This is a genomic window from Williamsia limnetica (assembly GCF_003217475.1).
GTDB classification, from domain to species: domain Bacteria; phylum Actinomycetota; class Actinomycetes; order Mycobacteriales; family Mycobacteriaceae; genus Williamsia; species Williamsia limnetica.
The window spans coordinates 103,338-124,697 of record NZ_QJSP01000016.1; the positions used below are offsets into that span (position 1 = coordinate 103,338).

General features: G+C 62.9%; 28 protein-coding genes and 2 pseudogenes. 17 read left to right on the top strand and 13 right to left on the bottom strand.

What is annotated here, in order from left to right; all coding sequences use genetic code 11:
• Positions 1-14 precede the first annotated feature (14 nt).
• Together DFR67_RS23595 and DFR67_RS23600 are read right to left on the bottom strand one after the other, a co-directional pair.
• Positions 15-536 carry a PaaI family thioesterase gene (locus DFR67_RS23595; RefSeq protein WP_110471927.1) on the bottom strand — a complete coding sequence of 174 codons (522 nt, stop codon included), beginning with the start codon at positions 534-536 and terminating at the stop codon, positions 15-17.
• 25 nt (positions 537-561) lie between these two features.
• Positions 562-2,133, bottom strand: a complete 1,572-nt coding sequence (locus DFR67_RS23600) for an MFS transporter (RefSeq protein ID WP_110471928.1) — start codon at positions 2,131-2,133, stop codon at positions 562-564.
• A gap of 109 nt (positions 2,134-2,242) precedes the next feature.
• Here DFR67_RS23600 and DFR67_RS23605 point away from each other — a divergent pair, with 109 nt between their 5' ends.
• Positions 2,243-2,920, top strand: a complete 678-nt coding sequence (locus tag DFR67_RS23605) for a TetR/AcrR family transcriptional regulator (protein WP_425451327.1) — start codon at positions 2,243-2,245, stop codon at positions 2,918-2,920.
• A gap of 8 nt (positions 2,921-2,928) precedes the next feature.
• On the opposite strand, the pseudogene DFR67_RS31245 reads toward DFR67_RS23605, so the two are convergent.
• Positions 2,929-3,055: pseudogene (locus DFR67_RS31245) on the bottom strand (heat-shock protein HtpX); the annotation flags it as partial.
• Between the two features lie 667 nt (positions 3,056-3,722).
• Between DFR67_RS31245 and DFR67_RS23615 the strand changes: the two are divergent.
• From DFR67_RS23615 to DFR67_RS23630, 5 genes are all read left to right on the top strand, one after another.
• Positions 3,723-3,929, top strand: a complete 207-nt coding sequence (locus DFR67_RS23615) for a hypothetical protein (RefSeq protein WP_110471929.1) — start codon at positions 3,723-3,725, stop codon at positions 3,927-3,929.
• A 412-nt stretch (positions 3,930-4,341) separates the two neighbouring features.
• Positions 4,342-4,506 (top strand): hypothetical protein, encoded by a 165-nt coding sequence (locus tag DFR67_RS30630; RefSeq protein ID WP_158540022.1) that lies wholly within the window; start codon positions 4,342-4,344, stop codon positions 4,504-4,506.
• A gap of 78 nt (positions 4,507-4,584) precedes the next feature.
• Positions 4,585-4,959, top strand: coding sequence for a histone-like nucleoid-structuring protein Lsr2 (locus tag DFR67_RS23620; RefSeq protein WP_110471956.1), 375 nt, complete (start codon positions 4,585-4,587; stop codon positions 4,957-4,959).
• A gap of 202 nt (positions 4,960-5,161) precedes the next feature.
• Entirely contained in the window at positions 5,162-5,755 is a 594-nt protein-coding gene (locus tag DFR67_RS23625; RefSeq protein ID WP_110471930.1) for a hypothetical protein, read from the top strand.
• A 4-nt stretch (positions 5,756-5,759) separates the two neighbouring features.
• Positions 5,760-6,401 (top strand): RES family NAD+ phosphorylase, encoded by a 642-nt coding sequence (locus tag DFR67_RS23630; protein ID WP_110471931.1) that lies wholly within the window; start codon positions 5,760-5,762, stop codon positions 6,399-6,401.
• A gap of 77 nt (positions 6,402-6,478) precedes the next feature.
• On the opposite strand, the gene DFR67_RS23635 is transcribed toward DFR67_RS23630, so the two are convergent.
• The 7 genes from DFR67_RS23635 to DFR67_RS23660 all read right to left on the bottom strand — a co-directional run bounded on the left by DFR67_RS23635 (position 6,479) and on the right by DFR67_RS23660 (position 12,637).
• On the bottom strand, positions 6,479-7,744 hold the full coding sequence (locus DFR67_RS23635; protein ID WP_110471932.1) for an IS256 family transposase: 1,266 nt from the start codon (positions 7,742-7,744) through the stop codon (positions 6,479-6,481).
• A 200-nt stretch (positions 7,745-7,944) separates the two neighbouring features.
• Entirely contained in the window at positions 7,945-8,649 is a 705-nt protein-coding gene (locus DFR67_RS23640; RefSeq protein WP_245938113.1) for a GAF and ANTAR domain-containing protein, read from the bottom strand.
• A 254-nt stretch (positions 8,650-8,903) separates the two neighbouring features.
• Complete coding sequence (locus DFR67_RS23645) at positions 8,904-9,605, bottom strand: GAF and ANTAR domain-containing protein (protein WP_110471933.1); 702 nt, start codon at positions 9,603-9,605, stop codon at positions 8,904-8,906.
• 318 nt (positions 9,606-9,923) lie between these two features.
• Positions 9,924-10,124 carry a hypothetical protein gene (locus tag DFR67_RS23650; protein WP_110471934.1) on the bottom strand — a complete coding sequence of 67 codons (201 nt, stop codon included), beginning with the start codon at positions 10,122-10,124 and terminating at the stop codon, positions 9,924-9,926.
• A gap of 393 nt (positions 10,125-10,517) precedes the next feature.
• Positions 10,518-10,661, bottom strand: a complete 144-nt coding sequence (locus DFR67_RS30635; protein WP_158540023.1) for a hypothetical protein — start codon at positions 10,659-10,661, stop codon at positions 10,518-10,520.
• Positions 10,662-11,111: 450 nt separating this feature from the next.
• Complete coding sequence (locus DFR67_RS31250) at positions 11,112-12,212, bottom strand: XRE family transcriptional regulator (protein WP_110471935.1); 1,101 nt, start codon at positions 12,210-12,212, stop codon at positions 11,112-11,114.
• Complete coding sequence (locus tag DFR67_RS23660) at positions 12,209-12,637, bottom strand: hypothetical protein (RefSeq protein WP_110471936.1); 429 nt, start codon at positions 12,635-12,637, stop codon at positions 12,209-12,211. Before DFR67_RS23660 ends, DFR67_RS31250 begins: the two co-directional genes overlap by 4 nt.
• A 127-nt stretch (positions 12,638-12,764) precedes the next feature.
• Here DFR67_RS23660 and DFR67_RS23665 point away from each other — a divergent pair, with 127 nt between their 5' ends.
• The 6 genes from DFR67_RS23665 (at position 12,765) to DFR67_RS30975 (ending at position 18,278) form a co-directional block, all read left to right on the top strand.
• Positions 12,765-13,232 (top strand): hypothetical protein, encoded by a 468-nt coding sequence (locus DFR67_RS23665; protein WP_110471937.1) that lies wholly within the window; start codon positions 12,765-12,767, stop codon positions 13,230-13,232.
• 47 nt (positions 13,233-13,279) lie between these two features.
• Positions 13,280-13,609 (top strand): hypothetical protein, encoded by a 330-nt coding sequence (locus DFR67_RS23670; RefSeq protein WP_110471938.1) that lies wholly within the window; start codon positions 13,280-13,282, stop codon positions 13,607-13,609.
• Between the two features lie 58 nt (positions 13,610-13,667).
• Complete coding sequence (locus tag DFR67_RS23675) at positions 13,668-15,146, top strand: ThiF family adenylyltransferase (RefSeq protein WP_110471939.1); 1,479 nt, start codon at positions 13,668-13,670, stop codon at positions 15,144-15,146.
• 196 nt (positions 15,147-15,342) lie between these two features.
• Positions 15,343-16,254: an Abi family protein gene (locus tag DFR67_RS23680; protein ID WP_245938114.1), complete on the top strand. Its 912-nt coding sequence runs from the start codon at positions 15,343-15,345 to the stop codon at positions 16,252-16,254.
• Between the two features lie 511 nt (positions 16,255-16,765).
• Positions 16,766-17,608: a hypothetical protein gene (locus DFR67_RS23685; RefSeq protein ID WP_110471940.1), complete on the top strand. Its 843-nt coding sequence runs from the start codon at positions 16,766-16,768 to the stop codon at positions 17,606-17,608.
• A gap of 112 nt (positions 17,609-17,720) precedes the next feature.
• On the top strand, positions 17,721-18,278 hold the full coding sequence (locus DFR67_RS30975; RefSeq protein ID WP_211325146.1) for a hypothetical protein: 558 nt from the start codon (positions 17,721-17,723) through the stop codon (positions 18,276-18,278).
• Between the two features lie 95 nt (positions 18,279-18,373).
• On the opposite strand, the gene DFR67_RS23695 is transcribed toward DFR67_RS30975, so the two are convergent.
• Positions 18,374-19,000 carry a DUF6461 domain-containing protein gene (locus DFR67_RS23695; RefSeq protein WP_146240522.1) on the bottom strand — a complete coding sequence of 209 codons (627 nt, stop codon included), beginning with the start codon at positions 18,998-19,000 and terminating at the stop codon, positions 18,374-18,376.
• 32 nt (positions 19,001-19,032) lie between these two features.
• The gene (locus DFR67_RS23700; RefSeq protein WP_110471942.1) at positions 19,033-19,242 is read right to left on the bottom strand and encodes a helix-turn-helix domain-containing protein; all 210 of its coding nucleotides are present in this window, start codon (positions 19,240-19,242) and stop codon (positions 19,033-19,035) included.
• A 104-nt stretch (positions 19,243-19,346) separates the two neighbouring features.
• On the opposite strand from DFR67_RS23700, the gene DFR67_RS23705 reads away from it, so the two are divergent.
• The 5 genes from DFR67_RS23705 (at position 19,347) to DFR67_RS23725 (ending at position 21,214) form a co-directional block, all read left to right on the top strand.
• Positions 19,347-19,676, top strand: a complete 330-nt coding sequence (locus DFR67_RS23705) for a hypothetical protein (protein ID WP_110471943.1) — start codon at positions 19,347-19,349, stop codon at positions 19,674-19,676.
• Positions 19,677-19,774: 98 nt separating this feature from the next.
• Positions 19,775-20,125: a hypothetical protein gene (locus tag DFR67_RS23710; protein WP_110471944.1), complete on the top strand. Its 351-nt coding sequence runs from the start codon at positions 19,775-19,777 to the stop codon at positions 20,123-20,125.
• Positions 20,125-20,505 carry a hypothetical protein gene (locus DFR67_RS23715; RefSeq protein ID WP_146240523.1) on the top strand — a complete coding sequence of 127 codons (381 nt, stop codon included), beginning with the start codon at positions 20,125-20,127 and terminating at the stop codon, positions 20,503-20,505. Before DFR67_RS23710 ends, DFR67_RS23715 begins: the two co-directional genes overlap by 1 nt.
• Positions 20,502-20,687, top strand: coding sequence for a hypothetical protein (locus tag DFR67_RS23720; RefSeq protein WP_110471946.1), 186 nt, complete (start codon positions 20,502-20,504; stop codon positions 20,685-20,687). The genes DFR67_RS23715 and DFR67_RS23720 overlap by 4 nt, the downstream gene beginning before the upstream one ends.
• 221 nt (positions 20,688-20,908) lie before the next feature.
• The gene (locus tag DFR67_RS23725) at positions 20,909-21,214 is read left to right on the top strand and encodes a hypothetical protein (RefSeq protein WP_110471947.1); all 306 of its coding nucleotides are present in this window, start codon (positions 20,909-20,911) and stop codon (positions 21,212-21,214) included.
• A 5-nt stretch (positions 21,215-21,219) separates the two neighbouring features.
• Here DFR67_RS23725 and DFR67_RS31255 read toward each other — a convergent pair.
• Positions 21,220-21,360, bottom strand: a pseudogene (locus DFR67_RS31255) (IS3 family transposase); the annotation flags it as partial.

Sequence of the window (21,360 nt, forward strand, 5' to 3'; positions counted from 1 at the left end):
TTCTTTCGGTCGTGTCAGCGGTCCGGCGGGTGCGGTGACGGTCTGTCCGGCCCGTCGTGGTCGAGCGCGGAGGTGAGGCGGTCGAGTAGGTCCTGGACGGCGCCGGGGGCGCCATGTTGGGCGAAGTGCTCGATCGACACGGCGATGAACACCGCCTGGGCGGTGAACAATGCGGTGCCGTCGTCGGCGGTGGCGGTCGCCTTAAGGTGCAGTTTGCGGCCGTCGATCTCCCGGACGTGGGCGCTGATGCGCAGGGGCCGGTGCAGCGGGACGGGGGCGAGGTAGTCGACGGTGAGGCTCCGGGTCACTGCCGGGGTGCGGGCGATCCAGAGGCCGAAGCCGAACAGGTCGTCGCAGGCGGCGGCTACTGCCCCGCCGTGCGCGAGGCCGGGCGCACCGATGTGGCGTTCGTCGAACGTCACATCGGTGTAGACCTCGTCGCCGGAGCGGAACACCACCAGTTGCAGGCCGGCGGGATTGTCTGGCCCGCACCCCATGCAGGTCGGCGAGTGCGGCGGCAGCGGTAGCTGGGTCATGGGCGTTCCTTCTCAACGGTGCTGGCTAGCCGCGGGCGCGGGATCGACTGCGCTGGGCCGGTTCAGCCGGGCTCCTCGATGCGCCTGCGTCCGGGGAAGCGCGGCCGGGTGCCCAGACCAGCAGAATCGCGGCACCCGCCGCCGCGATGAGTGCGAGGACGATCGCGGACTGCTCGACGCCGTGCAGGAACGCGGACTTGGCGAAGTCGGCGAGTTGCTTGCCGGCCGGTCCCGCCCGATCGGCGACCTCGAGGGCACCGGCGAGTGAGTCGGCGACCGGGCCCCGCGCCTCCGGTGGGAGCCGCGCGATCGCCGGGGCGATGTTGTGGCTGTACCCGGCGGCCAGGACACTGCCGGCGACCGCGATGCCGATCGCCGCGCCGATCTCGCGGGTGGCGTCGTTGACTGCCGCGGCGACCCCGTGCTTTTCGACCGCGGTGTCCGCGACAATAGCCGCCGTCGCCGGCGCCGCGGTCAGGCCCAGACCCGCGCTCAAGATCAGCGTCGGCCACATCACGTCGACGTAGGTGGAGTCCAAATCGAGCCGGCTGATGAAGTAGAACCCCGCGGCGATGGCGAGCAGACCGGTCACCGTCATCAACCGCAACCCCAGCCGGGTCGTCATCCACGGTGCGACCGCCGACAAGAGCACCAACGGCACCATCATCGGCGCCAAGGCCAGCGCTGAACCCAACGGGCTGTATCCAAAGATCAACTGCAGGTATTGGACGAGGACTAGGAAGACACCGAACGTCACCAGGAACTGGATGGTGATGGAGAACGATCCGCTCCCGAACCCCCGACGGGCGAAGAACCGCACATCGAGCAGCGGATGATCCGCCCGCAACTCCCACGCCACGAACACCACTGTGGCCACCACCCCCAGCCCGAACCCGGCGACCACCACGGGATCCGACCAGCCGCGTACTGGGGCTTCGATGATGGCGAGCACCACTAGTCCGACCGCGAACACCACCGCGACCGATCCGATCACATCCATCAGCGGCGGATTTTCCTGGCGGGATTCGGGAATGGTGAAGGCACACAACAGCAGAAACACCCCCACCGCGGTCAGGCCGACGAAGATCGACTGCCACGACCAGTAGTCGAGCAGCAGCCCCGACCCGAGAATCCCCAGCAGGCCCCCGGACCCGGCGACCCCCGCCCAGATCCCGACCGCACGCCCCCGCTGCTGCTCGGGGAATCCCGCAGTCAGGATCGACAGCGTGGACGGCATCATGAACGCCGCCCCCACCCCGGCCGCCGCCCGCGCCGCGATCAACCACCACGGTGTCGATACCAACAGTGGCACCGCCGAGGCCAGAGAAAACAGCGCCAACCCCACGATCAGCACCGCCCGCCGGCCGTAGCGGTCACCCAGGGCCCCGGCGGGCAACACCAGACACGCCAACACCAGCGTGTACCCGTCGACCACCCAGGTGAGCTGGGTTTGCGTCGCCCCGGTGGCCACCGCAATGTTCGGAAGCGCGGTGTACAGGGCCGCCATTGAGGCGACCACCAGGGCCACCGACAGGCACGAGACCACCAACGTCCACTTCTGAGCCCGCGACAGCAGCACTCGACCATCGGCGGTCATGCAGCCACCTCCACTTAACGCTACAGTTGGTAGCGTTCCACTACTATGAGTAGCACAATGCGGGGTGCGGGGATAGTGCCTGCGACTGATCCGAGGGCACAATTACGAGGTGGGCGAAGAGTTGATCAACCAGAACACCGACGACGACGAGGACCGGCTCGTGGATCCCCGGAAGGCACGCTCACGCGCACGACTGCTCGACGCGGCGACATCCCTGCTCTCGACCGGCGGTATCGAGGCCGTCACGATCGACGCGGTCACCAAGGCGTCCAAGGTCGCGCGGACCACCCTCTACCGGCACTTCACCGACAGCACCCAGCTCCTGGCCGCGGCGTTCGAGCGTCTGCTGCCCCCGGTCACCGCGCCGCCGGCGTCCGGAACGATCCGTGAACAGTTGATCGAACTGCTGGACCGTCAGGCCAAGCTCATCGAGGAAGCCCCCGCCCAACTGACGATGCTCGGGTGGCTGGCCCTCGGGTCCGCCCAACCCAGCACGGCCGGGGCGACATCGCATCCCGAAGAAGACCGGAACCCGGTCAGTTCCCTTCGCGCACGGGTGGTCAACCAATACCGCGAACCGTTCGACCGGATCCTGGGCAGCCCCGGAGCCCAGCAGGAGCTCGGTCGCTTCGACACCAATCTCGCCCTGACCCAACTCGTCGGACCCATCGTCTTCACCCGACTCACCGCACTCCCGCCGATCGGCCCGGCTGAACGCCAGCAACTCGTCGACGACTTCCTCGCTGCACGCTCCGCGCAACGCGCGCTGACAGTGACCCCGGACTGATCTCTGATTCAGCACCCGCCCGAGGCGGCGGGCTGGGACGTCAATTCGGCGATCAGCGCCTCGACGCGGGTCTTAATCTCGTCGCGGATCGGGCGAAACGCTTCCACGCCCTGGCCCGGCCGGGTCGTCAAGGACCATCATGTCTGGGGCCCGGTTTCTGCTTGGCAGCGCACGGATAGTTGACACCAGACACCGTCGAACGCACCGTCAATAGTTAACTACAACATGGTTCTACCGAGCAGCAGTCGAACATCGCCTCGAACACGCGGTCGTCGGGCCGTAGTCGACCGGCGACACCGTTCGACAGAAACCCCGAAGTCATTGTCAGCCTGGACGGTGTGACGTACCGGGACTACCGCGCGCAGACGAAGAGCGCGGTGCGTTTCGTCACTGGTGACGAAACGTGTTGTGGCACAAGTAGTCACGACGATAAGATACCTTATGTAAGGTAGAAGCTCGAAAGTCCTGCAAGAGGGCACTATTCGTAGTTCTCGCTTGGTAACATTATGTCCGTGAGTAGATCCCGCGCCGACAAGAATCGTGCCCGCAAAGCACGGCTCGCCGCCGAGGAACGTCGACGCGAAGAACACGCGCGGCTGGTCCTCGAGCGCCACGGCGATCCGCACTATGTCCAGCGAGCTGTTGACCCAACATCGGGCGATGTCACCTTGGCGATGTCGCCGGAGCATCCACAGGCCTCGGAGATGGCCGATGTTTTCGCCGCACTGCGGCGAGATTTCGTGGAGCGCTTCGGCCGCGAACCTGGACCGAATGATCCGCTCCTGGTCGACCCGATGCGCCCGTGCCGACCCCGCTGTCGGCGGATGCCTTCGACGCTATGCTCGACCGACTTGCCGCCGGGGTTGATGACCCGGTCATCAAGGCCAAAGTCCTCGCCAGCAGAGACGTCGGCTATATCCTCACCGAAGACACCCTGCACCTGTTCAGTGCCTACGAGATCGATCTCTGGGAAGCCGCACTCGACTGGCACCTCGATAATCTTCGGTGATGCAGTGTCGGGCGAGTGTCGCTGGGCAGCTGCTTCAGCATTTCTCGACGAATCTGGGCTCTCTGGCGCCATGATGGGGTAGCTGTTGTTCGTGTGTTCGAGGTCTAGATGCTCGCTTTGCGCGCGCCGCGACGTGGTATCCGAAGAGGTACCTCGACGGCTTTGATCACGTGGTGCGGTCGGGCGGCTCCTGATCGTCCTGCAGTTCCTGATCCCAGCGGACCAGGTGGAGGCCGGTCGCGGTCGCCTGGCGTGCGATTTCGGGTAGCTCGTCGTCCATGCGGGTTAGACGTCGGTGGGCGCACGTTGGCTCCGCACGGCCTTTTTCTTATGTACCGCTTTGGTACTCGTTGAGCGTTGGAGCGAACCGGAGGTCGAACTCAGCCTCGGCGACGGCTAAATCGACACCGTCTTGACCGACACCAACGGCGACGGGTGGGCCGACGTTGAGGAGTACGACACCAACTTCGACGGGATCGTCGACACCGTGATGACCGATGTCGACTACGACGGCTGGAGCGATGTCACCGACTACGACACGAACTATGACGGCTATTTCGACACCGTCGCCGCCTGACCACCAGGTCCGAAGGTCTGAGCTATCGTCACCGGCACACAGCAACCCACCACTGCGATCGTGAAGGACGTGCTTTTCGTGGCAACCGTGACCCGGCTCGAGTTCACCGACGACCTCGACGGCAAAGCTCTCGACGTGGACGACATCAACACCGTCAGCTGGTCCTGGCTCGGTGTCGACTACGAATTCGACACCAGCACAACAAACCTCGACCGCATCGAAACCGGCCGAGTGCCCATATCAACACTGCTGGCCAAATCCCGCCGCGTCGGCGGCCGCAAACGCAGCCCCGGACACAAGAAAACCGGCAACAGCAGCATCGCTGCCAGCGACTCGAACGCTCCCGCCGACACCAAAACCGTCCGCGCCTGGGCCCAAGAGCAGGGTTACGAACTCAGCAGCCGCGGCCGCATCCCCACCGACATCATCGAGGCCTACACCCAACAGAACTGAACCCGCCGTCACGCTGTGCGCGCCGTGATTCCGATCCGACCCCAGCGCCGAGAATAGAGCCGCGTAGTCCGCCCACTGCTGTGGGATGCTGCGCCAACCCGCGGTCGTGCGGGTCCGCAGCCAGGTTCTGACGTGGGGCAGCGACACAACGTGCCGACACAGTCGGTACGCGGTACTCTGGTGGCACGTAGGAGGTAGGCCCATGACGATCGACACGCGTGCGGTAGAGGAATCCATCAGTGCCCTCTCTGATGATGCTCTGTTAGGCGTTCTGAGTCACGAGTTGGCGACTCGTCACAGTCTGCGGTCGGTGCGCGATCAAGTCAGTGCCCTTCTGGCGATGGGCCCGGGTCTGGAACGTTCGCTGGCTCAGCGGCTGGCAGACGTGACTGCCTCGGCTACACGTGCCCGTATCGTCGGGGAGGCCACCGCCCCGCTGCTCGAGGACCATCCGATGCTCGACTCTGCGTCGGTGAGCCGGGTTCTGGGTAAAGCGGCCACCAGTCGCAACACGGCGAGTCGACTGCTCGCTGCCGGCGTGGTGGTTGCGCTGCCCGTGGGACAGCGCCGGCTGTACCCCGAGTTCCAGTTCGACGCCGCGTCCTCCCGGGTTCGACCGATCGTCGCTGAAGTGAACAAGCTCCTCGATGCCAAGAACGATCCGTGGGGGGTGGCATCGTGGTGGCTGAACCGTACCGACTTCAGCGATGACCCACGCTCTCCCGCGGAGCTGGCCGTCGACGGTCGCCGCGACGACGATCTGCGCGATATGGCCCACGACCTCCTCGCCGACTAGGCATATGTCGACGCTGCCCGATCCGCCCGCAGCCCTGCCTGCCCCCCGAACCACAACCATCACAACCGGGACCAGGCTCTGGCGTATTCATTCGACGACTCGCCGTCCGAACACACCCAATCCCACCGTTCAACCCAGCCCACGCCGCGGCGGAAGATTCGACAGCCTCGACGGTAGTTACGCCTACCTCTACCTCGGCGACACACCCAACGCAGCTGTGGCCGAGACACTGTGCCGAAACCTGCCTGTCGACCAAACCCCACGGCTACTGCCTCACAGTCAAATAGCCGGTCGATCACTGACCGAGCTAGAGATTCTCACAGACTTACACGTCGCCGACCTCACCGGCACAGGCTCCGCTCGCATCAACGCTGGATCCTGGCTCACCCACAGCGACCCATCGGGCTACCTCACCACACGGCGCTGGGCCGCTGCCATCCTCACTGCCCACCCCCATCTCGCGGGACTGCAGTACCGACCACGCCATAACGACAACCAGACCGCCTGGATGCTCGCCACCCCCACCGCCGACGATCATCAGGCACTTGCCGCCACCTGGACCGTCGAACTCGACACCCCCCAAGGCCGCGCGCTACTGACCCCACTGCTCGCCGAACACAACGCAGCATTGCCCCTATCGCCCTGACAACGACATGCAAACCCGCAAGGATTTGTAAATCCCCGGGAGTGTCCGATTAACGGTGGATCCGACCTTGATGTCGGTTAGTTACCGTTCGGGGTGATGCGTCCTTCGAAGGTGATCGCAAACGCATTGAGCGCGGGCTTCCACCTCATTGCCCATCGTGCCTTACCTTTCCCTGTCGGGTCCAGAGCACGCGTGGCCAGATACAAGCATTTGAGCGCCGCCTGTTCGGTCGGGAAGTGCCCACGCGCCCGTACCGCGCGCCTGTAGCGAGCGTTGACAGACTCGATCGCGTTCGTCGAGCAGATCACCCGCCTAATCTCGACGTCGTAGTCCAGGAACGGAACGAACTCACTCCACGCGTTGTCCCACATCTTGATGATCGCTGGATACTGCTGACCCCACTTCTGCGTGAACTCTGCAAATCGTTCCCTGGCCGCAGACTCCGACGGAGCGGTGTAGACAGGTTTGAGATCACGTGCCATCGCATCCCAATACTTCCGTGATGCGAACCGAAAGGTGTTGCGTATCAGATGAATAATGCACGTCTGCACCACGGCGAGTTCCCAGGCGGTGTTGATCGCCTCAGGCAATCCTTTGAGTCCGTCGCACACCACGATGCAGACGTCCGCCACACCACGGTTCTTGATCTCGGTCAGGACCGAAAGCCAGAACTTGGCGCCCTCACCGCCCTCGCCGGCCCAGATCCCCAGGATGTCGCGTTCGCCATTAACGGTGACCCCGATCGCCACATACATCGGCCGGTTTGTGACCTGCCCATCGCGCACCTTCACGTGCACCGCATCGATGAATATCACCGGATACACCCGATCAAGTGGCCGGTTCTGCCACTCCGTCATTTCCCCGACGACCTTGTCGGTGATGCGTGAGATCGTGTCCTTCGACACCGACGCTCCGTAGATGTCCTGAAAGTGCGCGGATATCTCGCCGGTCGTCAAACCCTTTGCAGTCAAGGACAATACGATCTCATCAATACCCGTCAAGCGTCGCTGACGCTTCTTAACGATCTGCGGGTCGAACGAAGAGTCGACGTCACGTGGCACTTCAATCTCCACCGGCCCGATCTCGGTAAGTACGGTTTTGGACCGTGTACCGTTCCGGGAGTTGCCGCTGCCGCGGCCGGCAGCATCATGTTTCTCGTAGCCCAAGTGCTCGGTCATCTCCGCGTCTAACGCGGTCTCTAGAACGTTCTTGGTGAGTTGATTGAGGAGTCCGTTCGGGCCCATCAACTCCACGCCCTGCTCCTTGGCCTGAGCCAGGAGCTGCTCGGCCAACTGCTTCTGATCCACCTCAGTCTCTACCATGGGATCAAGTGTTTCGGTCATCGTCGATCCTTCCCGCCAAGCTCAGCTCGGCGTGTTGAATCAAGGACCGGATCCACCGTTATTCAGACAGTCCCAAATCCCCTGCGCCACAACGTAGTACGCCGAGAATAAATATTACGTAAGGCTGTGGTGGGCGGGAGGCGGTGGTTGCTTTGCGTCGTGACGGTTGTGGTGGCGCCGCTGCGAGTGTGTCAGGTGTGTCAGGTGTCCTCGGGTTTGGTGTCGGCGAGCTGGCGTGAGATCTGGGCGACTGTGACGTTGGAGTCCTGCGATAGTTTGACCAGCAGTTCGAATGCGGCGGTGGCGTCGATGTTGAACCGTTCCATGATCATTCCTTTGGCTTGGCCGATGATGTCGCGGGAGGCCAGGGCGCTGTGGAAGTCGTCGTGTTTGCGGGCGGCATCGAAGACCAGCGCGGCGTGCGCGGCCAGCGCGTAGCCTTTTTCGACCGCTTCGTCGGTGATGGCGTCGGGGTGGTTGGCGTAGACGTTTAACGCGCCCATTCCTTCGACGTGGGTGAACAGCTCGTACGACACTGAAGACCGGATGGGTGAGTGCCCTCGGACTGCGTCGGCCAGGTCGGGCCAGCGGTTGTCGGCGACGAGGTCGTGGACGCGGACGGTGCGGTGCTGCCAGGCAGCATCTAGGCATGGGCCTTGTCCGCACTGTTGCTGCAGCAGATCGAAGTGGCGGGCGTCGTCGTCGGTGGGGGCCAGGGTGTCGATGATTCTGCGTTTTTTGGTGACGGTGATGCCCGCGGAGACGGCTCCGTCGACGATCCGTAATGCGGAGGCGGTGATCTCGGCTAGTACGGCGTCGGTTCCCAGGCGAGTTTTCGCGTGCATCGCGCGCGCCAGGTCAGCGAGCATCAAATGCGTCTGGGTACCGCGCTGCTCGGTGGTCATCAGGGTTGTCACCATCTCTCTGCCCGCCCGCAGGCGACGGAGCATCGACCACGGCTCTGATCACCCAGGTGCGGCGGGCGCACGCCCAGGCGAACAGGCCCGTCGCGGCGTCCTCTGTGCGACCACAGCCTTCCGCCGGTCCTAACGCAGCAAATTGCTGCGCGTGTCCGACTCTACTATCTCCGCAACCGCCGCAAGCACCCAACGACCTGCGGCCAGGTCGATGCAGTCGGTGCACTCGGTCAGAATCTCTGTCAGAGGCTGTCGGGGTGCTCGTTGTTGACAAGTCGCTGGGCGAGGTCGGCGATGCGGGTGTTGGTCTCTTGCGATAGTCGGCGCAGGAGTTCGAAGGCTTGGATGGGGCCGAGGTTGTAGCGTTCCATGATCATGCCTTTGGCTTGGCCGATGATGTCGCGGGAGGCCAGGGCGCTGCGGAACTGTTCGCCGCGCTCGACCGCGGCCCAGACGATGGCGGCGTGGGCGGCGAAGATGTAGCCCAGGTCGCGGTCGTGCTGGTTGAACGCGTTCGGGTCCTCAGCGTAGAGGTTCAGTGCTCCGACGCTGTTGTGGGTGTTGAACAGTTGGTAGGACGCGATGGCGCGGATAGGTGTGTACGAAAGGGCGTCGGAGCAGAAGCGGGGCCAGCGGGTTTCGGTGTGCAGGTCGGCGATGAAGTAGCTGTCGTGGTCGGTGGCCGCATCAAAACAGGGGCCTTGGCGGTGTTGTTGCTGCAGCGCGTCGAGCGTTCGGGGGTGATCGCCGGTGGAGGCGGGAGTCGTGACGGCGCCGTCGGTGGCGACGACGGTGACGCCAGCGTACTGGGCGGCGCGGATGTGGGTGACGGCGCCGGCGATGAGGTCGTCAAACGCGGTTGCCGTGGTGTCGGGCAGGTGCTGGCTCATCTCGTGCGCGAGGTCGGCCAGACGACGGTAGCCGTCATCGCGGGCAGTGCCCATTGTTTGAGCCCTTCGTCACCACCGAGCTGGGGTGCGCGATATGACATCAACACTACGTCGTGCCTGATTCCCTTGGCCTGGCCCATGACGTCCCGGGAGGACAGGGCGGACAGATGGTGGTCGTGTCTGCGGGCGGCGTCAAAAACACAAGGGGCGCCCGGACGGTGCGGTGCTGCCACACAGCCTCAAGGCACGGGCCCTGCCCGCAGTGCTTTTGCAGCATGTCGAAGGTGCGGGCATCGTCGTTGGTGGGGGCCAGGGTGTCAACGACCGAGCGTTTGGAGGTGACAGTGATCCCGGTGACCTCAAAATTGCAGGTCAGAACTTTGTGTTGATCACTACACTCGCAGCGTCGACGAGGTCGAAGCCACCCTGCTCGGCCATCACTCGCAACGTATCGAGTGCATCAACACGTTCGAACTGATTGCGTTCCATCAGCATTCCTGCAGCCACCGCAATCGTGTGCCGCCCACCGACTGTCTGGATAGAGATTGTGTCGAAGTACTCGGTCAAGCGCATAGCGTCTCATCACTGTTACCACCGGCACATTGCTCGGCGTACGTCCCACCGTAGACCCCGCCGCCCGGCAGCGGCGGCCGCCAAGGCTGGGCGCAGTCGTCGGGCGTCTATTCAACAAGAAGCAGTTCTACGGGGCTCCAATCTAGTGATCGTAGCCTGGGCTAGGCGTCCGTGATTCGCATATCGTTTCGTCACTGGTGACGAAAGCTTGTGTGCCACAACTAGTTACGCCGATAATATAGATTATGTAAGGTAGAAGGTTGAAAGTACTGTAAGAGAACCTAATTCGCAGTAGGACCTTAGTAACATTATGTCCGTGACTGGATCCGACGCCGAGAAGACCCGTGCCCGCAAAGCCGGTCTCGCGGCCGACGAAAGTCGACGCGAAGAACATCACGGCTGGTCCTCGATGCCGTTGACGTTGCCATGGGTGATCCGCTGGTGGGAGTACTCGAACCGGTACTGCAAGGCCAAGTAGTCGACGCCGCCCTTCTTCAGGACGTAGTAGTGCACCGACCCCGCCCGATCGATCTTCACCCGATACTGCCGCTGAATCGGTAACCGTCAGCTCATCACCGCCAGCCGGAATGCCGGCACACGAAACGCCCCGCAGTCGGATTGGGCGACAACATTCGCCGACCAGCCACCCCACGACACCCGCAGTGCTGTGCTCGAGGACCTGCACCGGCGTATCCCACCGAATTGGACGGATGCGCTGGATCCAAATCACCAGACCCTCCCGTAGATCCGTGATCCGCAACGTACCGCGACTGTTTCGAGCTCCATCGCCGTGGAGCGGCCCCCGAGTTTGTCGAAGGCCGTCTCTATAGAGACGATCTCCTCGGTACATTGCGTGATGGGGTGGCGTGCGGCAGTCATCGAACATGACGGTCGTCCCGGCCCGCGCCCTAACAGCGTGGTCGTTCATACATTCGACGTAGGTATCGCGTTCACGGGCGAGTTGGGCGATTTGAACCCCAAGCCCTGCTATTCCCAGCGTGGGAGGACATCGCTGACCGAGGGGGCATTCTTGGCCAGCGTTGTCCGCCAGTCCAAGCGTCCCCGTTTCTGCAATTGGCCGATCAACACGATACGCGCGAGTCCGAGTCTTGTTGCAGTCTGTTCGACCCACGTCGCATTGACCCGCGATGGCACCGATGGGTACCCGTCCGGAAAGATCCAAGTGCCGGCGCCGTTATTGGCTTCCCTCTCGCGAACTGACTCCTGCGCGTGACTATCGTCTAAATCCTCGACGATAGTGCCGTTGTCGACGTGTCCCCGGAGAATATGCGCGATCTCATGGAGCAACGTGAACAAAACTTTGTCGAGGCGCTTGCCGCGCCCAGATAACCCGATGACGGGGTGGCCATCCACAAACATCGCGCACCCGTCGATTTTAGCGCCGGGTAGCGCTTCGACGTAGACCAGCCGGACGCCGGCATCACGCAATTGGTCAGGCAGCGTTGCGAAGTCCTCAGCTGTTCTCACCGACCGTGGGAGGGATGCGGCAAGCTTGGCCAGCGTTTCGGTCGAATAATCACTGTGGGGAGGTAGCTTCCTGGCCTGTTTGCGAACGCAGGCAACCCAAGCTTGCTGCAGGATGGTGATGTCTTCGCCAGAGTTCGCGCGTTTAGCTGCTGCTGCGATCGCGGGCGGAGCATCAATTGAGTTGAGCTCGAACAGATTCATCACCTCGGCTTCCAGCTCGTCCAGAGTCGAACCGGTGAGAATCTTTCTTTTCTGCAAAAGTTGAATGGGTGCAAGCGCGTTAAGCCGCGCCCGGCGGCGTACATCGTCGAGTTTCGCCTGCGTCGTCCGGTTCTTCGCTTGTTGGGCCAACAAGTACTGGTCCTGCAGCCTCAGCCAGAACTCCGGCGAGAGGTTGAGAGCAGCGCCGATCTGAGCGGCCGACTCTCGAGTGATCTCTTTCTTTCCGGTCACGATCTCGGATACGAATTGGGTCGGGCGGTCGATCACGGCGGCGAAGTCGGCTTGGGACCATCCACGAATCTCGAGCTCCGCGCCCAAGAGTTCGCCGACAGGTGTCTGATCGATTGCTAGCAAGTCGTTGTGTGCGGTGTTGCTCATCGCTGGGGTTCCATCTCTACTGTCACGACTCCGAAGACCACGGCGGCGTGATTTCCGGAGTATCTGAACGTGAGGTCAATAACGCGGCCCGAACTCAACGTTGCCCAGGCCCGGGTGGGGTCGCCGGAATTGTGGGGTTCGATACGCAGCAAGCGCATGTTCCGCAGGTCGGTTTCGACGTTGGCGGCACGTACGCACTGGATGAGGCGGTAAAAATCCCGGATGTCGCGGTCAGTCCAACCGGCCGGCCGGAACCCTGGATCAGTGGCGAGGCGGCGCAACCCCTCATCCAGATAGTCCTGTTCCACGTGTCTGTTCTCCATCACCCATCGGCTGATGACTTGAATGTCATCACTCAACCTACCGGCATCCAGCAGGGTTCCGCAGCAGCGACTCGGATATCTAGTCGTCTTGTCATCACCCATTAGGTGATGAAAGGTGTGTTACTGTGATGCTGAGCATTGGGTGGCTGCCGGAAGCAGCCGGACATGTCTCGTCAGTGAGGCGAGGTCCGTACGGGGTTTGCCGACTTGATTCCAGGAGGAAGCAGCGATGACAGATCTTCAGAACAACCAGCGGGAGCAACACTCCCGCCGGCGTGAGCCCATCACCATCACCATCAACGACGTTGAGTTCGAGACCGCCGACGACGACCAGGACGCCGCATCCCTGGTGCGTCTCGCGGGTCGTGACCCGAGAGAGTTCGATCTCTTCATCGTCGATGAGCACGGTATCGAGACGCACGTCCAAGACGTGCAGATCGTCAACCTGCGCGACGGCGGACGGTTCCGCACCCGCCGGAAAGTGCGCTTCACCATTGACGGCGAACGCCACACCAGTTGGGACGACGACCAGACCGCTGCCGCGTTGCTGCGGCTGGCGGGAGTTGACCCGACTAAGTACGACCTGGCTCGAGTCAACGCTGCCGGCAATCCTGAAACCTTCAGCGGAGATCAGGTGGTGACCATCCACGACGGGGACGAGTTCGTCACCGCCAAGCAAGCCGGCCCTGTCGCGTGACGGACCTGCCGCTACCTGGGTCTCCTGCGCGCCGGTTCGCTGATGACATGACCGCCGCCGGGGCGGCGGTGCGCGCCGAGCCTGGACGCCTACTGTTCGACGTCCTCGCCGTCGGCGGCGCGTTGGCCGGACAGTGTGTCGCGACCGGTGTCAGCCTAGCCGAGGTACAGACCTGGCCGCAGGCACCGCCGCACTGGGTGCATCTTCCCGAGACCGTGGTGTTCGAGACCACTAACAGCGACACCACTGACTGCCCACCCGGATGGCGGCGGCATTCCCGTGAATTCACCTTCACCGACACCTCGATCCCACCGGCGAAGGCTTGGCTCAGTCACGTTCGAGGCCTCCTGTCGCTAGCCATTGCGCCCGCGGCATAGCCAGCACCCGACCACCCCACCGAACAGCAAGCCGGGCCTTGCAAGGAAGGACGCCGACATGCAGTACTCGGTCGCCATGACAGGCGCGGTACATACGATGATGCGCGAGCACCTCGTCCGTGACGATGGGCAAGAAGACGTACTCGCCGCCACGTATCTGTTGTCCACCGGCGTACGGCGCACGACAGCCGTGGTGCGGACCGTGATCCCGCCGCGGGACGGAGAACGGCTGGTTCACGGCAACGCCTCTTTCACCAGCGCCTACGTCCTGCGTGCAGCAGTCGAGGCCCGCACGCGCGGTGAAGGATTGGTGCTGCTGCACTCCCATCCTCGTGGCCGCGGATGGCAAGGCCTAAGCATCATCGACCACGACACTGAGGCCGACTACGAACGTGTCGCACGCGCCTACACAAAGATGCCGCTGCTCGGCATGACCCTCGCAGGCCGCGACGCCGGGTGGTCAGCTCGGTTCTGGTTCGACAACATCCGCCCAAGCTGGGCTGAGTCGGTGCGCTGCGTATCCGACAAGTTGACTGTGACCTGGAACGACGCCCTGAGGCCGCCGCCCCGGCCAACCTCATCACAGCAGCGCACCATCTCAGCGTGGGGCGACGCCGCTCAGGCATCGATCGCCCGCTTGCGCGTTCTGATCGTCGGCACCGGCAGCGTTGGCCTAGACGTCGCGCAACGCCTGGCCGCTACCGGGCTCCTGGAAGTTGGCGTAATGGACTTCGATGCCGTCGAGCTCGTCAATTTGGATCGCATGATTGGCGCCACGCGACTCGACGCCGCCCTGGGTCGCGCGAAAGTCGAAGTCGCCGCGCGTCTCATGACCTCAGCAGCCACCGGCGAGAACTTTCATCCCGTCGTGCATGAAGTGAACGTCACCGACCCCGCCGGGCTTCAAGCCGCCTTGGACTACGACCTAATTTTCTCTTGCGTCGATCGGCCCTGGCCGCGAGCGGTTCTTAACCAGATCGCCTACGCCGATCTTATCCCCGTGATTGACGGTGGCATCGCCCTCGACACCTTCGCCGACGGCAGGCTACGGGGCGGTATCTGGCGTGCCCACACTGTCGTACCCGGGCACCCCTGCATGGTGTGTCTGGGACAACTTGACCTCGGCGAACTCAGTCTCGACATGCAGGGCCTACTCGACGATCCCACCTACATCGCCAAGACCGGCAGACAGGCGCCTGCTGGCCAAAACGTTGCCGCTCTCTCCGCTAGCGTCAGCGCCGCACTGCTCGCCCAGTTCGTAAGTCTCGTCGCACATCCAGGCGGGCGCGGTGTCCCCGCACCGCTGCGTTATCTCCTTGCACTTCACCGCCTCGAGCATTCCGACGCGACGACTGGGCAGTACTGCAGCTACGAGTCCGAAACCGCAACCGCAGACCATCGTCCAACCCTTACCAAGGCTCAGGCCGAATGGCGGTGCATCGTCGTCGAACGCAACAAGAGAAAGCTTCCGCTGCGGCTGCGGCTGATCGACGCGGCGAACCGGACACTGCAGAACGTGACCTCACGATTGGCGTGAAGTTCATGAGGTGCTGGAAGTCGTGGTCGCCCAGGCGCTCGTAGAGGTAGCGGTGTCGGCTCCGGCACGGGCTGACTCCTCTGCGCACGGGCTCGACCCGTGAGCGGTGTTCTGCTATCCTTAGATCACTATGACCGGTTCCGCCTGCTTCGCAGGTCCAGGGCCGGTCTTCATTTTTGTGTGAGGATCCCGTTCAGTGTCGGCGACCATCAAGGTCTTTAAGACCTATGACGAGCAGGTGGACCTTCTCGTCGCGCGCGGTATGGGAATTAGTGACCGACCCGCTGCGATCTATCATCTTGAGCGCATCAACTACTACCGGCTCAGCGGATACTGGTACCCGTTCCGCGGAATCATCGCGCCTGGTCAACGTTCCGACCACTTCTCCCCTGGAGCGCAGTTTGAAGACGTCATCGCCCTCTACGACTTTGATGCGCGTCTGCGCACAGCCACGTTCGACGCGTTGACGCCAGTCGAACTGGCCCTTCGCGCCGCTCTCGGCCACACCCTCGGGGAGCTTCACGAGTGTGCACATCTCACCCCCGGAGTCCTCAGCTCCCGGGCTGGAGGTGAGTCGTATTCAAGGTGGGTCGACGACTACAACAAACAACTGGGTAGGTCCCGCGAAGAGTTCGTAGTCCACCACATTCATCGCTACGGCGGCACACTTCCAGTCTGGGTCGCGGTCGAAATTCTGGATTGGGGTTCTCTGACTTACCTTTTCGACTTCGCTCCCAACCGAACCCAGACGGAAATCGCCGGTAACTTCGGGCTTACCGCCCCACAGCTTCGGGCCTGGATGAAATCGCTCAACGTCATCCGCAACACCTGCGCGCACCATGGCCGCCTGTTTAACCGGACCCACGCACTAGTACCCAAACTCCCACGCCTCGGAGCCTTTCCGGAACTCGACCAGGCCGCACCACACATGAACCGCACCTTCGGACAGCTCACCCTTATCCAACATCTCCGCCACCAGCACGGCCTACCGCTGTCGCGAATGCTCGCGGCGGTGATTCGCTCCTACCCCGATCACATCGCGCGCGTTCCCGTCGCGCAGCTCGGCGTTTGGCCGGATTGGCAAGCATCGCCACTCTGGCCGACCTGATCTAAATGGTGGGAATGTTTCGTGTTTGAGCAACTGCCCCTGCTCAAGTTGTCTGAGACTCGGCGCGATGCGGCATCCCCCTACGAGTGCTGAAGCTGATGGCCGGCCACAGAGAGTGTGGCCGGCCTTCTGCATCCCCCCTGTAGGTCTTTAGCCGATGCGCGGAATCTCCACACCCTTGCCCGCCAGCTCATCGACCACCTCCGGCGACGCTGCATGCCATGTCTCCGGATCCAGATCGCCCCACGGAACCCCAGCCACATCATGACCTCCCACGCGGATGACGACCATCGCTGGGCACGGACCCTGTCGCACCCGGTTCCCGGGTAGCGCCAGAACTGGTGACCAAACTGTGTGCTGAGCAGCTGAACTCGGCATCTTCCGCGCTACCAATTGCGTGAGAGTGTGCAGACGCGCTGAGAATAGATATTATGTCAAGTAAACTTGACAACTCGCTGGTAAGGGCCCGTTACACTGGCGATTGAGGCTTCTCTGGGGTGGGAGGAACAGCATGGTGGCGACAGTCCCGATGCGCAGGGCGCTCGCTTGGGTGACGCCCACGGTGTTGCTTGTTGAACTTGTGTTGGTCACCGGTGGAGTGCTGAGCCTCTCGCAGGCGGTCTGGGTATTCGTTCTCGTGGAAGCGGCTTTGGCGATCGCCGGGTTGACCGTGATTGTGGCAGCCGTGCACCACTATCGGAGCGCTTCGAGCGCACGGGACGGGAGCCGGTGGGAAGCAGCTCAGTCTGCGCTGACGTCTGTGCTCCCCCGGCGTGCCGCACGGGCCATTGTGATCGAAGCTAGAGCGTGGTGGGCGTTAGCTCGCTGGCCGCGTCATCGCCGGCCGGTCCGCGGTGAGTTCTCCTACGGCCGCGACCTTCGCCCGCTGCTAGCCATGGTCATCGGGCTGCTCGTCCTCGAAGGGGTCATCATCGAGTGCGTCGTGTTCGCCGTCTTCGGCCACAGCTGGTGGCTGTGGGCGCTGGCAGCAGTTCACTTGTACGCACTGTGCTGGATCCTGGGGATCCTCGCGTCACTCACTGCCCTTCCCCACAGAGTGAATGAGCGCTTCATCGTGTTGCAGGACAGCATCTTCGGCGAGTACCAGCTGTCCCTTAATCAGGTAAGCCGAGCCAGGGTCGCAACCACGCACAACACCGGCCGATCTGGCTTGGCTATAGACCCGCATACCAACGTGGGCAGACTGTGCCACGGCGAGGGCACCGTGACCATTGAGTTCAACGACTCTCCCGAGATGGCTGGAACATACACGCGACAACTAGCAATCTCGGTCGACAAGCCTGCCGACTTTGTCGCTACCGTCCAGGCATTCCAAGCCAGCACAACGAACTGACTCCAACTGCAAGACAATGGGTTTCGCCGCTTATATAGATTATGTCAGGTAAACCTGACATTGGATAAGCCGATGTCTGGTTATCCAGACATCATGGGTCTACCCTATCTGCATGGGTTGGATGCATGAGAGTGACGCGCACTTGCACGAGGCGGCCTTGGTGGCGGTATTCGAGGACGGGACCGAGAGCCACGGGTCGACCATGGTCGACGGCGTGGACTACGAGCTCGTCGACCCCGGGCGGCGCGGCCAGGACCGCTTGCGGCCGTCGACCGAGATTGTCGGCTGGGTGTTGTCCTGCGATTGCGCCAGCCGATCGAGTTCCGAGGTGTTGACCTGGACCTATCCGGTCCAGTGGGCGCGGGTGCCCTCAGCGTCCCTTGAGGACCTGGCGCGGCATCGCGTGTTCGCCCCCGACACCGACGTCCACGCCGACGACCGGCCAGAGGTCGCGGAGGCCGCCCACGCGGTGTGGCGCCGTGAGCATCTCGACCCGATCGACGTCGACGACGAGATCCAGGCCGCAGCGGAGGCCCGCAGGAATGCCGACGCGCGACTCGACGCCGCGGTGGCCGAGGCCCGCCGACTGGGTCGCTCGTGGGCCGACATCGGCGCGGCCGCCGGCATGACCCGACAATCAGCAAACGAGCGATGGAAAGACCGCACGTGAGTGAGTGCGCGGACTCGGTTTGCCGTCCGTCTACCTAACTACCTATCCCCTCGACGGCCGGGACGCAGACGCGCCTGCAGCTGAAGTGCCGAGCCTCAACCCCGGAAGCGTTCCGTTGACGCAGTCATAAACTCCATCGTCCGAAGCTGCTCAGCCGTGATCGTCACGCCAGTGATCCGGTCCGCGAGCGCGAAGCACCCCGCTATGAAATCCTCAATCGGGCCGTCCTCCAGGCGAATCCCACCAACCTCCCTTACGAGATCCAGAAGTGCTCCGGGTTCGCGACCGCCGTAGGTGTAGTTCAGCGGCGGATGCGAGATCAGAGGATCGAAGGTGGTTCTCAAGGATCCGCCCTCCCCCCACTGAAATGTCGAGAGGGCGTTGATGTTCGAAGCATGCGCCACCCAGTCATGGGTCACGGCGATCGGTTCGATCGTGGCGGGATCGACGCAAAACCACTCGCTATGACACTGCGCCAGGGCGCACCACTCGTCGCTGACCATCGCAGCACCAGCAGCACCGGCAAGCCCGTGCTCCCAGTCCGCTGCCACCGAACCCTCACCCTCGATGCCCACGGTCGTGATCCGCTCCTCGCCGGCACCGATCAGATCGAGCAACTCCCCCGGCTCCACGTTGCGCACCAGCGCAAACGCGTACCCCGTCTCGATCCAACCCCCACACTCCTGCTTCAACCACGCATAGTCAGCACACGTCGACGCCATGACGACCACCCTAGAGGTCCGGTCACGACGATTCAGTCGGGCAGGAGTTGTGCCGCGGACACGCCGAAATGGTCTGCCAGGCCATACAACGTGCCGATCGTGATGTTCTCCCGGCCGGCCTCGATCTGAACCAGATGCGTCCGATGAATACCGATCGCCGAAGCCACCTCCGCCTGAGTCTCCCGCGCCGCCACACGCGCAGCCTTCACTCGCTCCCCCAGCTGCACCAACCGCTCATCCATATGTTGACTATAAACCACATCAATGTAGACTAAAACCAACATTTACGAGGCTGTGTCACAGCCAAGTGCAACAATCGGACCAACACGCAGGTCGGGGGACACAGATGACAGACAGCGACAGCAACGAACAACGCTCGATGTGGGACGAGATCGCGCGAAAGGAACACCCGATGTCTGAGACTTGGGACAGGAAAGTCCCCTACTCCAGTAGCAAAGAAAGTCCGTACGGGAACTACTCCACACCCCGCAGGATGCAAACACTGCTCACAAGCGAACTCCGCGGCATGGGCATAGAGCTCAGCGACAGCGACCTCGAAGCCGTCGACTGGTTCGCCCAAACAATGTCACCCACAGCCATCGACAAGATCGTTTCATGGCTCGGCCGCGTCACCCAGGTCCGAGAACCCCTCCCCGACGGCGACCCTGAACAGTAGACACCAACACCGCAATCGAACCCGGCAGACCCGTCTACCAACGTCCAGAAAGCTGAACAGAAAGAACACCCACCCCAACTCACCGGAAGGACTGACTGATGGCGTCCAGTCACACCACCGAAACCGACCTACCAGCACAGAGATTCCCGCGTGCCCAGCCTCGGCAACAACTCACCAAACAGCGAACCCGCACCGAGTCCCTGATCTCGACGGCCTGCTGCGTCCTCACCTCGGTGGCATTCATCGTCTCCGGTACCGCTACCGCCATCAACTGGAAGCTTGGATACGACTACGTCGGCGACAACCAGCTCAACAGCGTCGATTTCGTCATGCTCGCGGTCGCGGCAGGCGCACTAACCCTCGGCGTCGGAACCCTCGGCATCGGCGTCACCTGCCACATGAAGCAACGCCGGACACACGCTCACCAACCCACCAGGAGGACTGACTGATGGCGTCCAGTCAAACCACCACCGTCATAGAAGCATCCGAGTTAATGAGTGTCCCCGGCGCGGACGCCATCCCTGCTGTGCTGTTCTACGGAGCACTCGCACTGGCCATCCTCGCGGGAGTTGGCTGCGCAGCAGCAGCACTGATCGAACGCGGCCCAGAGCGCCGCACATTCCTCTTCGAAGCCGCGACAATCCTGACCGCAGGCTTCACCGGTGCCGCCCTGTCAATCTGGCTGGTCTCCCACCTCACCTCGAAAGACCCCCTCACGCCCGCAGGACCAGCCTGGGCCATGATCGGAGTCGCCGCGGTGCTCGCGATCATCTGCGCCAACGCCTGGTTCCTCAGCCCCACACAGCAGCACGGTAGCGACAACCGATGACCGACACCGCCTGGATATGGATCCTGTGCACCATCACCGCTCTCGGGATGGTCGCAACCTTCGGGCTCGTCGAGCTGGCCACCCGCCGCAAAAACCGATGGTGGGCACAGACCGAGCAAGCCGCCGCCGATGCATCAGACCCAGACGCTGACCACACCGTGACGTTCGATCCAGCCAAATAGCTTCTGCGCACCAACGACCTCGCCTACTACGCGCACTGGCCGGCAGTCGTCGGCGGATTCGCAGCGATCGCGGCCATCGCCTTCGCACCAGCAGCCATCATTCAGCTCATCGGCGCAATCGGGTTCGCGCTGTCCAGCGCAGCCGCCAGCTACGCCTACACCAAGCGCCGGCAGATCACCGCACCCTCCCAAAAGCCCTGACACCGACAGGAACACCCACCATGGCCACAGCAGCGAACATCCTCCTCATCACCGCCTGCATCTTCCTAGTCATCGCGGCACTGTCGACGTACACACTGACCCAACGACACCGCAACAACAGCAGCGGAGTACTCGAGCTCCGAACCAGAGCGCTCATCACCGGCATCGCAGCACTCGCCCTGGCACTACTGGGCGGCACCATCAACAACGGCGATACCGAACTGTGGTTCGGCGCGGCAGTCATCATGGTCATCAGCCTCGCCACTATCGCTCGAGCTGGCACCTACCAGATGGGACTGCCCCCACTCCGGTTGACGGGTGGGTGAGCGGTTCAGGCCGCGGTTGCGGTCTGGTTGATTGTCTCAAACTCGATCGGGGTGAGTCTTCCGAGCCTGCGTTGGCGGCGCTTGCGATGGTAGGTCCGTTCGATCCAAATCACGATCGCCATCCGCAGCTGCTCACGGGTAGACCA

Bases quoted from the DNA above. Each gene is read 5' to 3' on its own strand.
- DFR67_RS23720 (WP_110471946.1), top strand. From the start codon at position 20,502: ATGACCGACACCGCCTGGATATGGATCCTGTGCACCATCACCGCTCTC.
- DFR67_RS23660 (WP_110471936.1), bottom strand. From the start codon at position 12,637: ATGGGTGATGACAAGACGACTAGATATCCGAGTCGCTGCTGCGGAACC.
- DFR67_RS23640 (WP_245938113.1), bottom strand. From the start codon at position 8,649: ATGACCACCGAGCAGCGCGGTACCCAGACGCATTTGATGCTCGCTGAC.
- DFR67_RS23705 (WP_110471943.1), top strand. From the start codon at position 19,347: ATGACAGACAGCGACAGCAACGAACAACGCTCGATGTGGGACGAGATC.
- DFR67_RS23630 (WP_110471931.1), top strand. From the start codon at position 5,760: ATGTCGACGCTGCCCGATCCGCCCGCAGCCCTGCCTGCCCCCCGAACC.
- DFR67_RS23700 (WP_110471942.1), bottom strand. From the start codon at position 19,242: ATGGATGAGCGGTTGGTGCAGCTGGGGGAGCGAGTGAAGGCTGCGCGT.
- DFR67_RS23600 (WP_110471928.1), bottom strand. From the start codon at position 2,133: ATGACCGCCGATGGTCGAGTGCTGCTGTCGCGGGCTCAGAAGTGGACG.
- DFR67_RS23625 (WP_110471930.1), top strand. From the start codon at position 5,162: ATGACGATCGACACGCGTGCGGTAGAGGAATCCATCAGTGCCCTCTCT.
- DFR67_RS23675 (WP_110471939.1), top strand. From the start codon at position 13,668: ATGCAGTACTCGGTCGCCATGACAGGCGCGGTACATACGATGATGCGC.
- DFR67_RS23595 (WP_110471927.1), bottom strand. From the start codon at position 536: ATGACCCAGCTACCGCTGCCGCCGCACTCGCCGACCTGCATGGGGTGC.
- DFR67_RS23710 (WP_110471944.1), top strand. From the start codon at position 19,775: ATGGCGTCCAGTCACACCACCGAAACCGACCTACCAGCACAGAGATTC.
- DFR67_RS23715 (WP_146240523.1), top strand. From the start codon at position 20,125: ATGGCGTCCAGTCAAACCACCACCGTCATAGAAGCATCCGAGTTAATG.
- DFR67_RS23725 (WP_110471947.1), top strand. From the start codon at position 20,909: ATGGCCACAGCAGCGAACATCCTCCTCATCACCGCCTGCATCTTCCTA.
- DFR67_RS23695 (WP_146240522.1), bottom strand. From the start codon at position 19,000: ATGGCGTCGACGTGTGCTGACTATGCGTGGTTGAAGCAGGAGTGTGGG.
- DFR67_RS23685 (WP_110471940.1), top strand. From the start codon at position 16,766: ATGGTGGCGACAGTCCCGATGCGCAGGGCGCTCGCTTGGGTGACGCCC.
- DFR67_RS23650 (WP_110471934.1), bottom strand. From the start codon at position 10,124: ATGCGCTTGACCGAGTACTTCGACACAATCTCTATCCAGACAGTCGGT.
- DFR67_RS23665 (WP_110471937.1), top strand. From the start codon at position 12,765: ATGACAGATCTTCAGAACAACCAGCGGGAGCAACACTCCCGCCGGCGT.
- DFR67_RS31250 (WP_110471935.1), bottom strand. From the start codon at position 12,212: ATGAGCAACACCGCACACAACGACTTGCTAGCAATCGATCAGACACCT.
- DFR67_RS30975 (WP_211325146.1), top strand. From the start codon at position 17,721: ATGGGTTGGATGCATGAGAGTGACGCGCACTTGCACGAGGCGGCCTTG.
- DFR67_RS23635 (WP_110471932.1), bottom strand. From the start codon at position 7,744: ATGACCGAAACACTTGATCCCATGGTAGAGACTGAGGTGGATCAGAAG.
- DFR67_RS23645 (WP_110471933.1), bottom strand. From the start codon at position 9,605: ATGGGCACTGCCCGCGATGACGGCTACCGTCGTCTGGCCGACCTCGCG.
- DFR67_RS23670 (WP_110471938.1), top strand. From the start codon at position 13,280: ATGACCGCCGCCGGGGCGGCGGTGCGCGCCGAGCCTGGACGCCTACTG.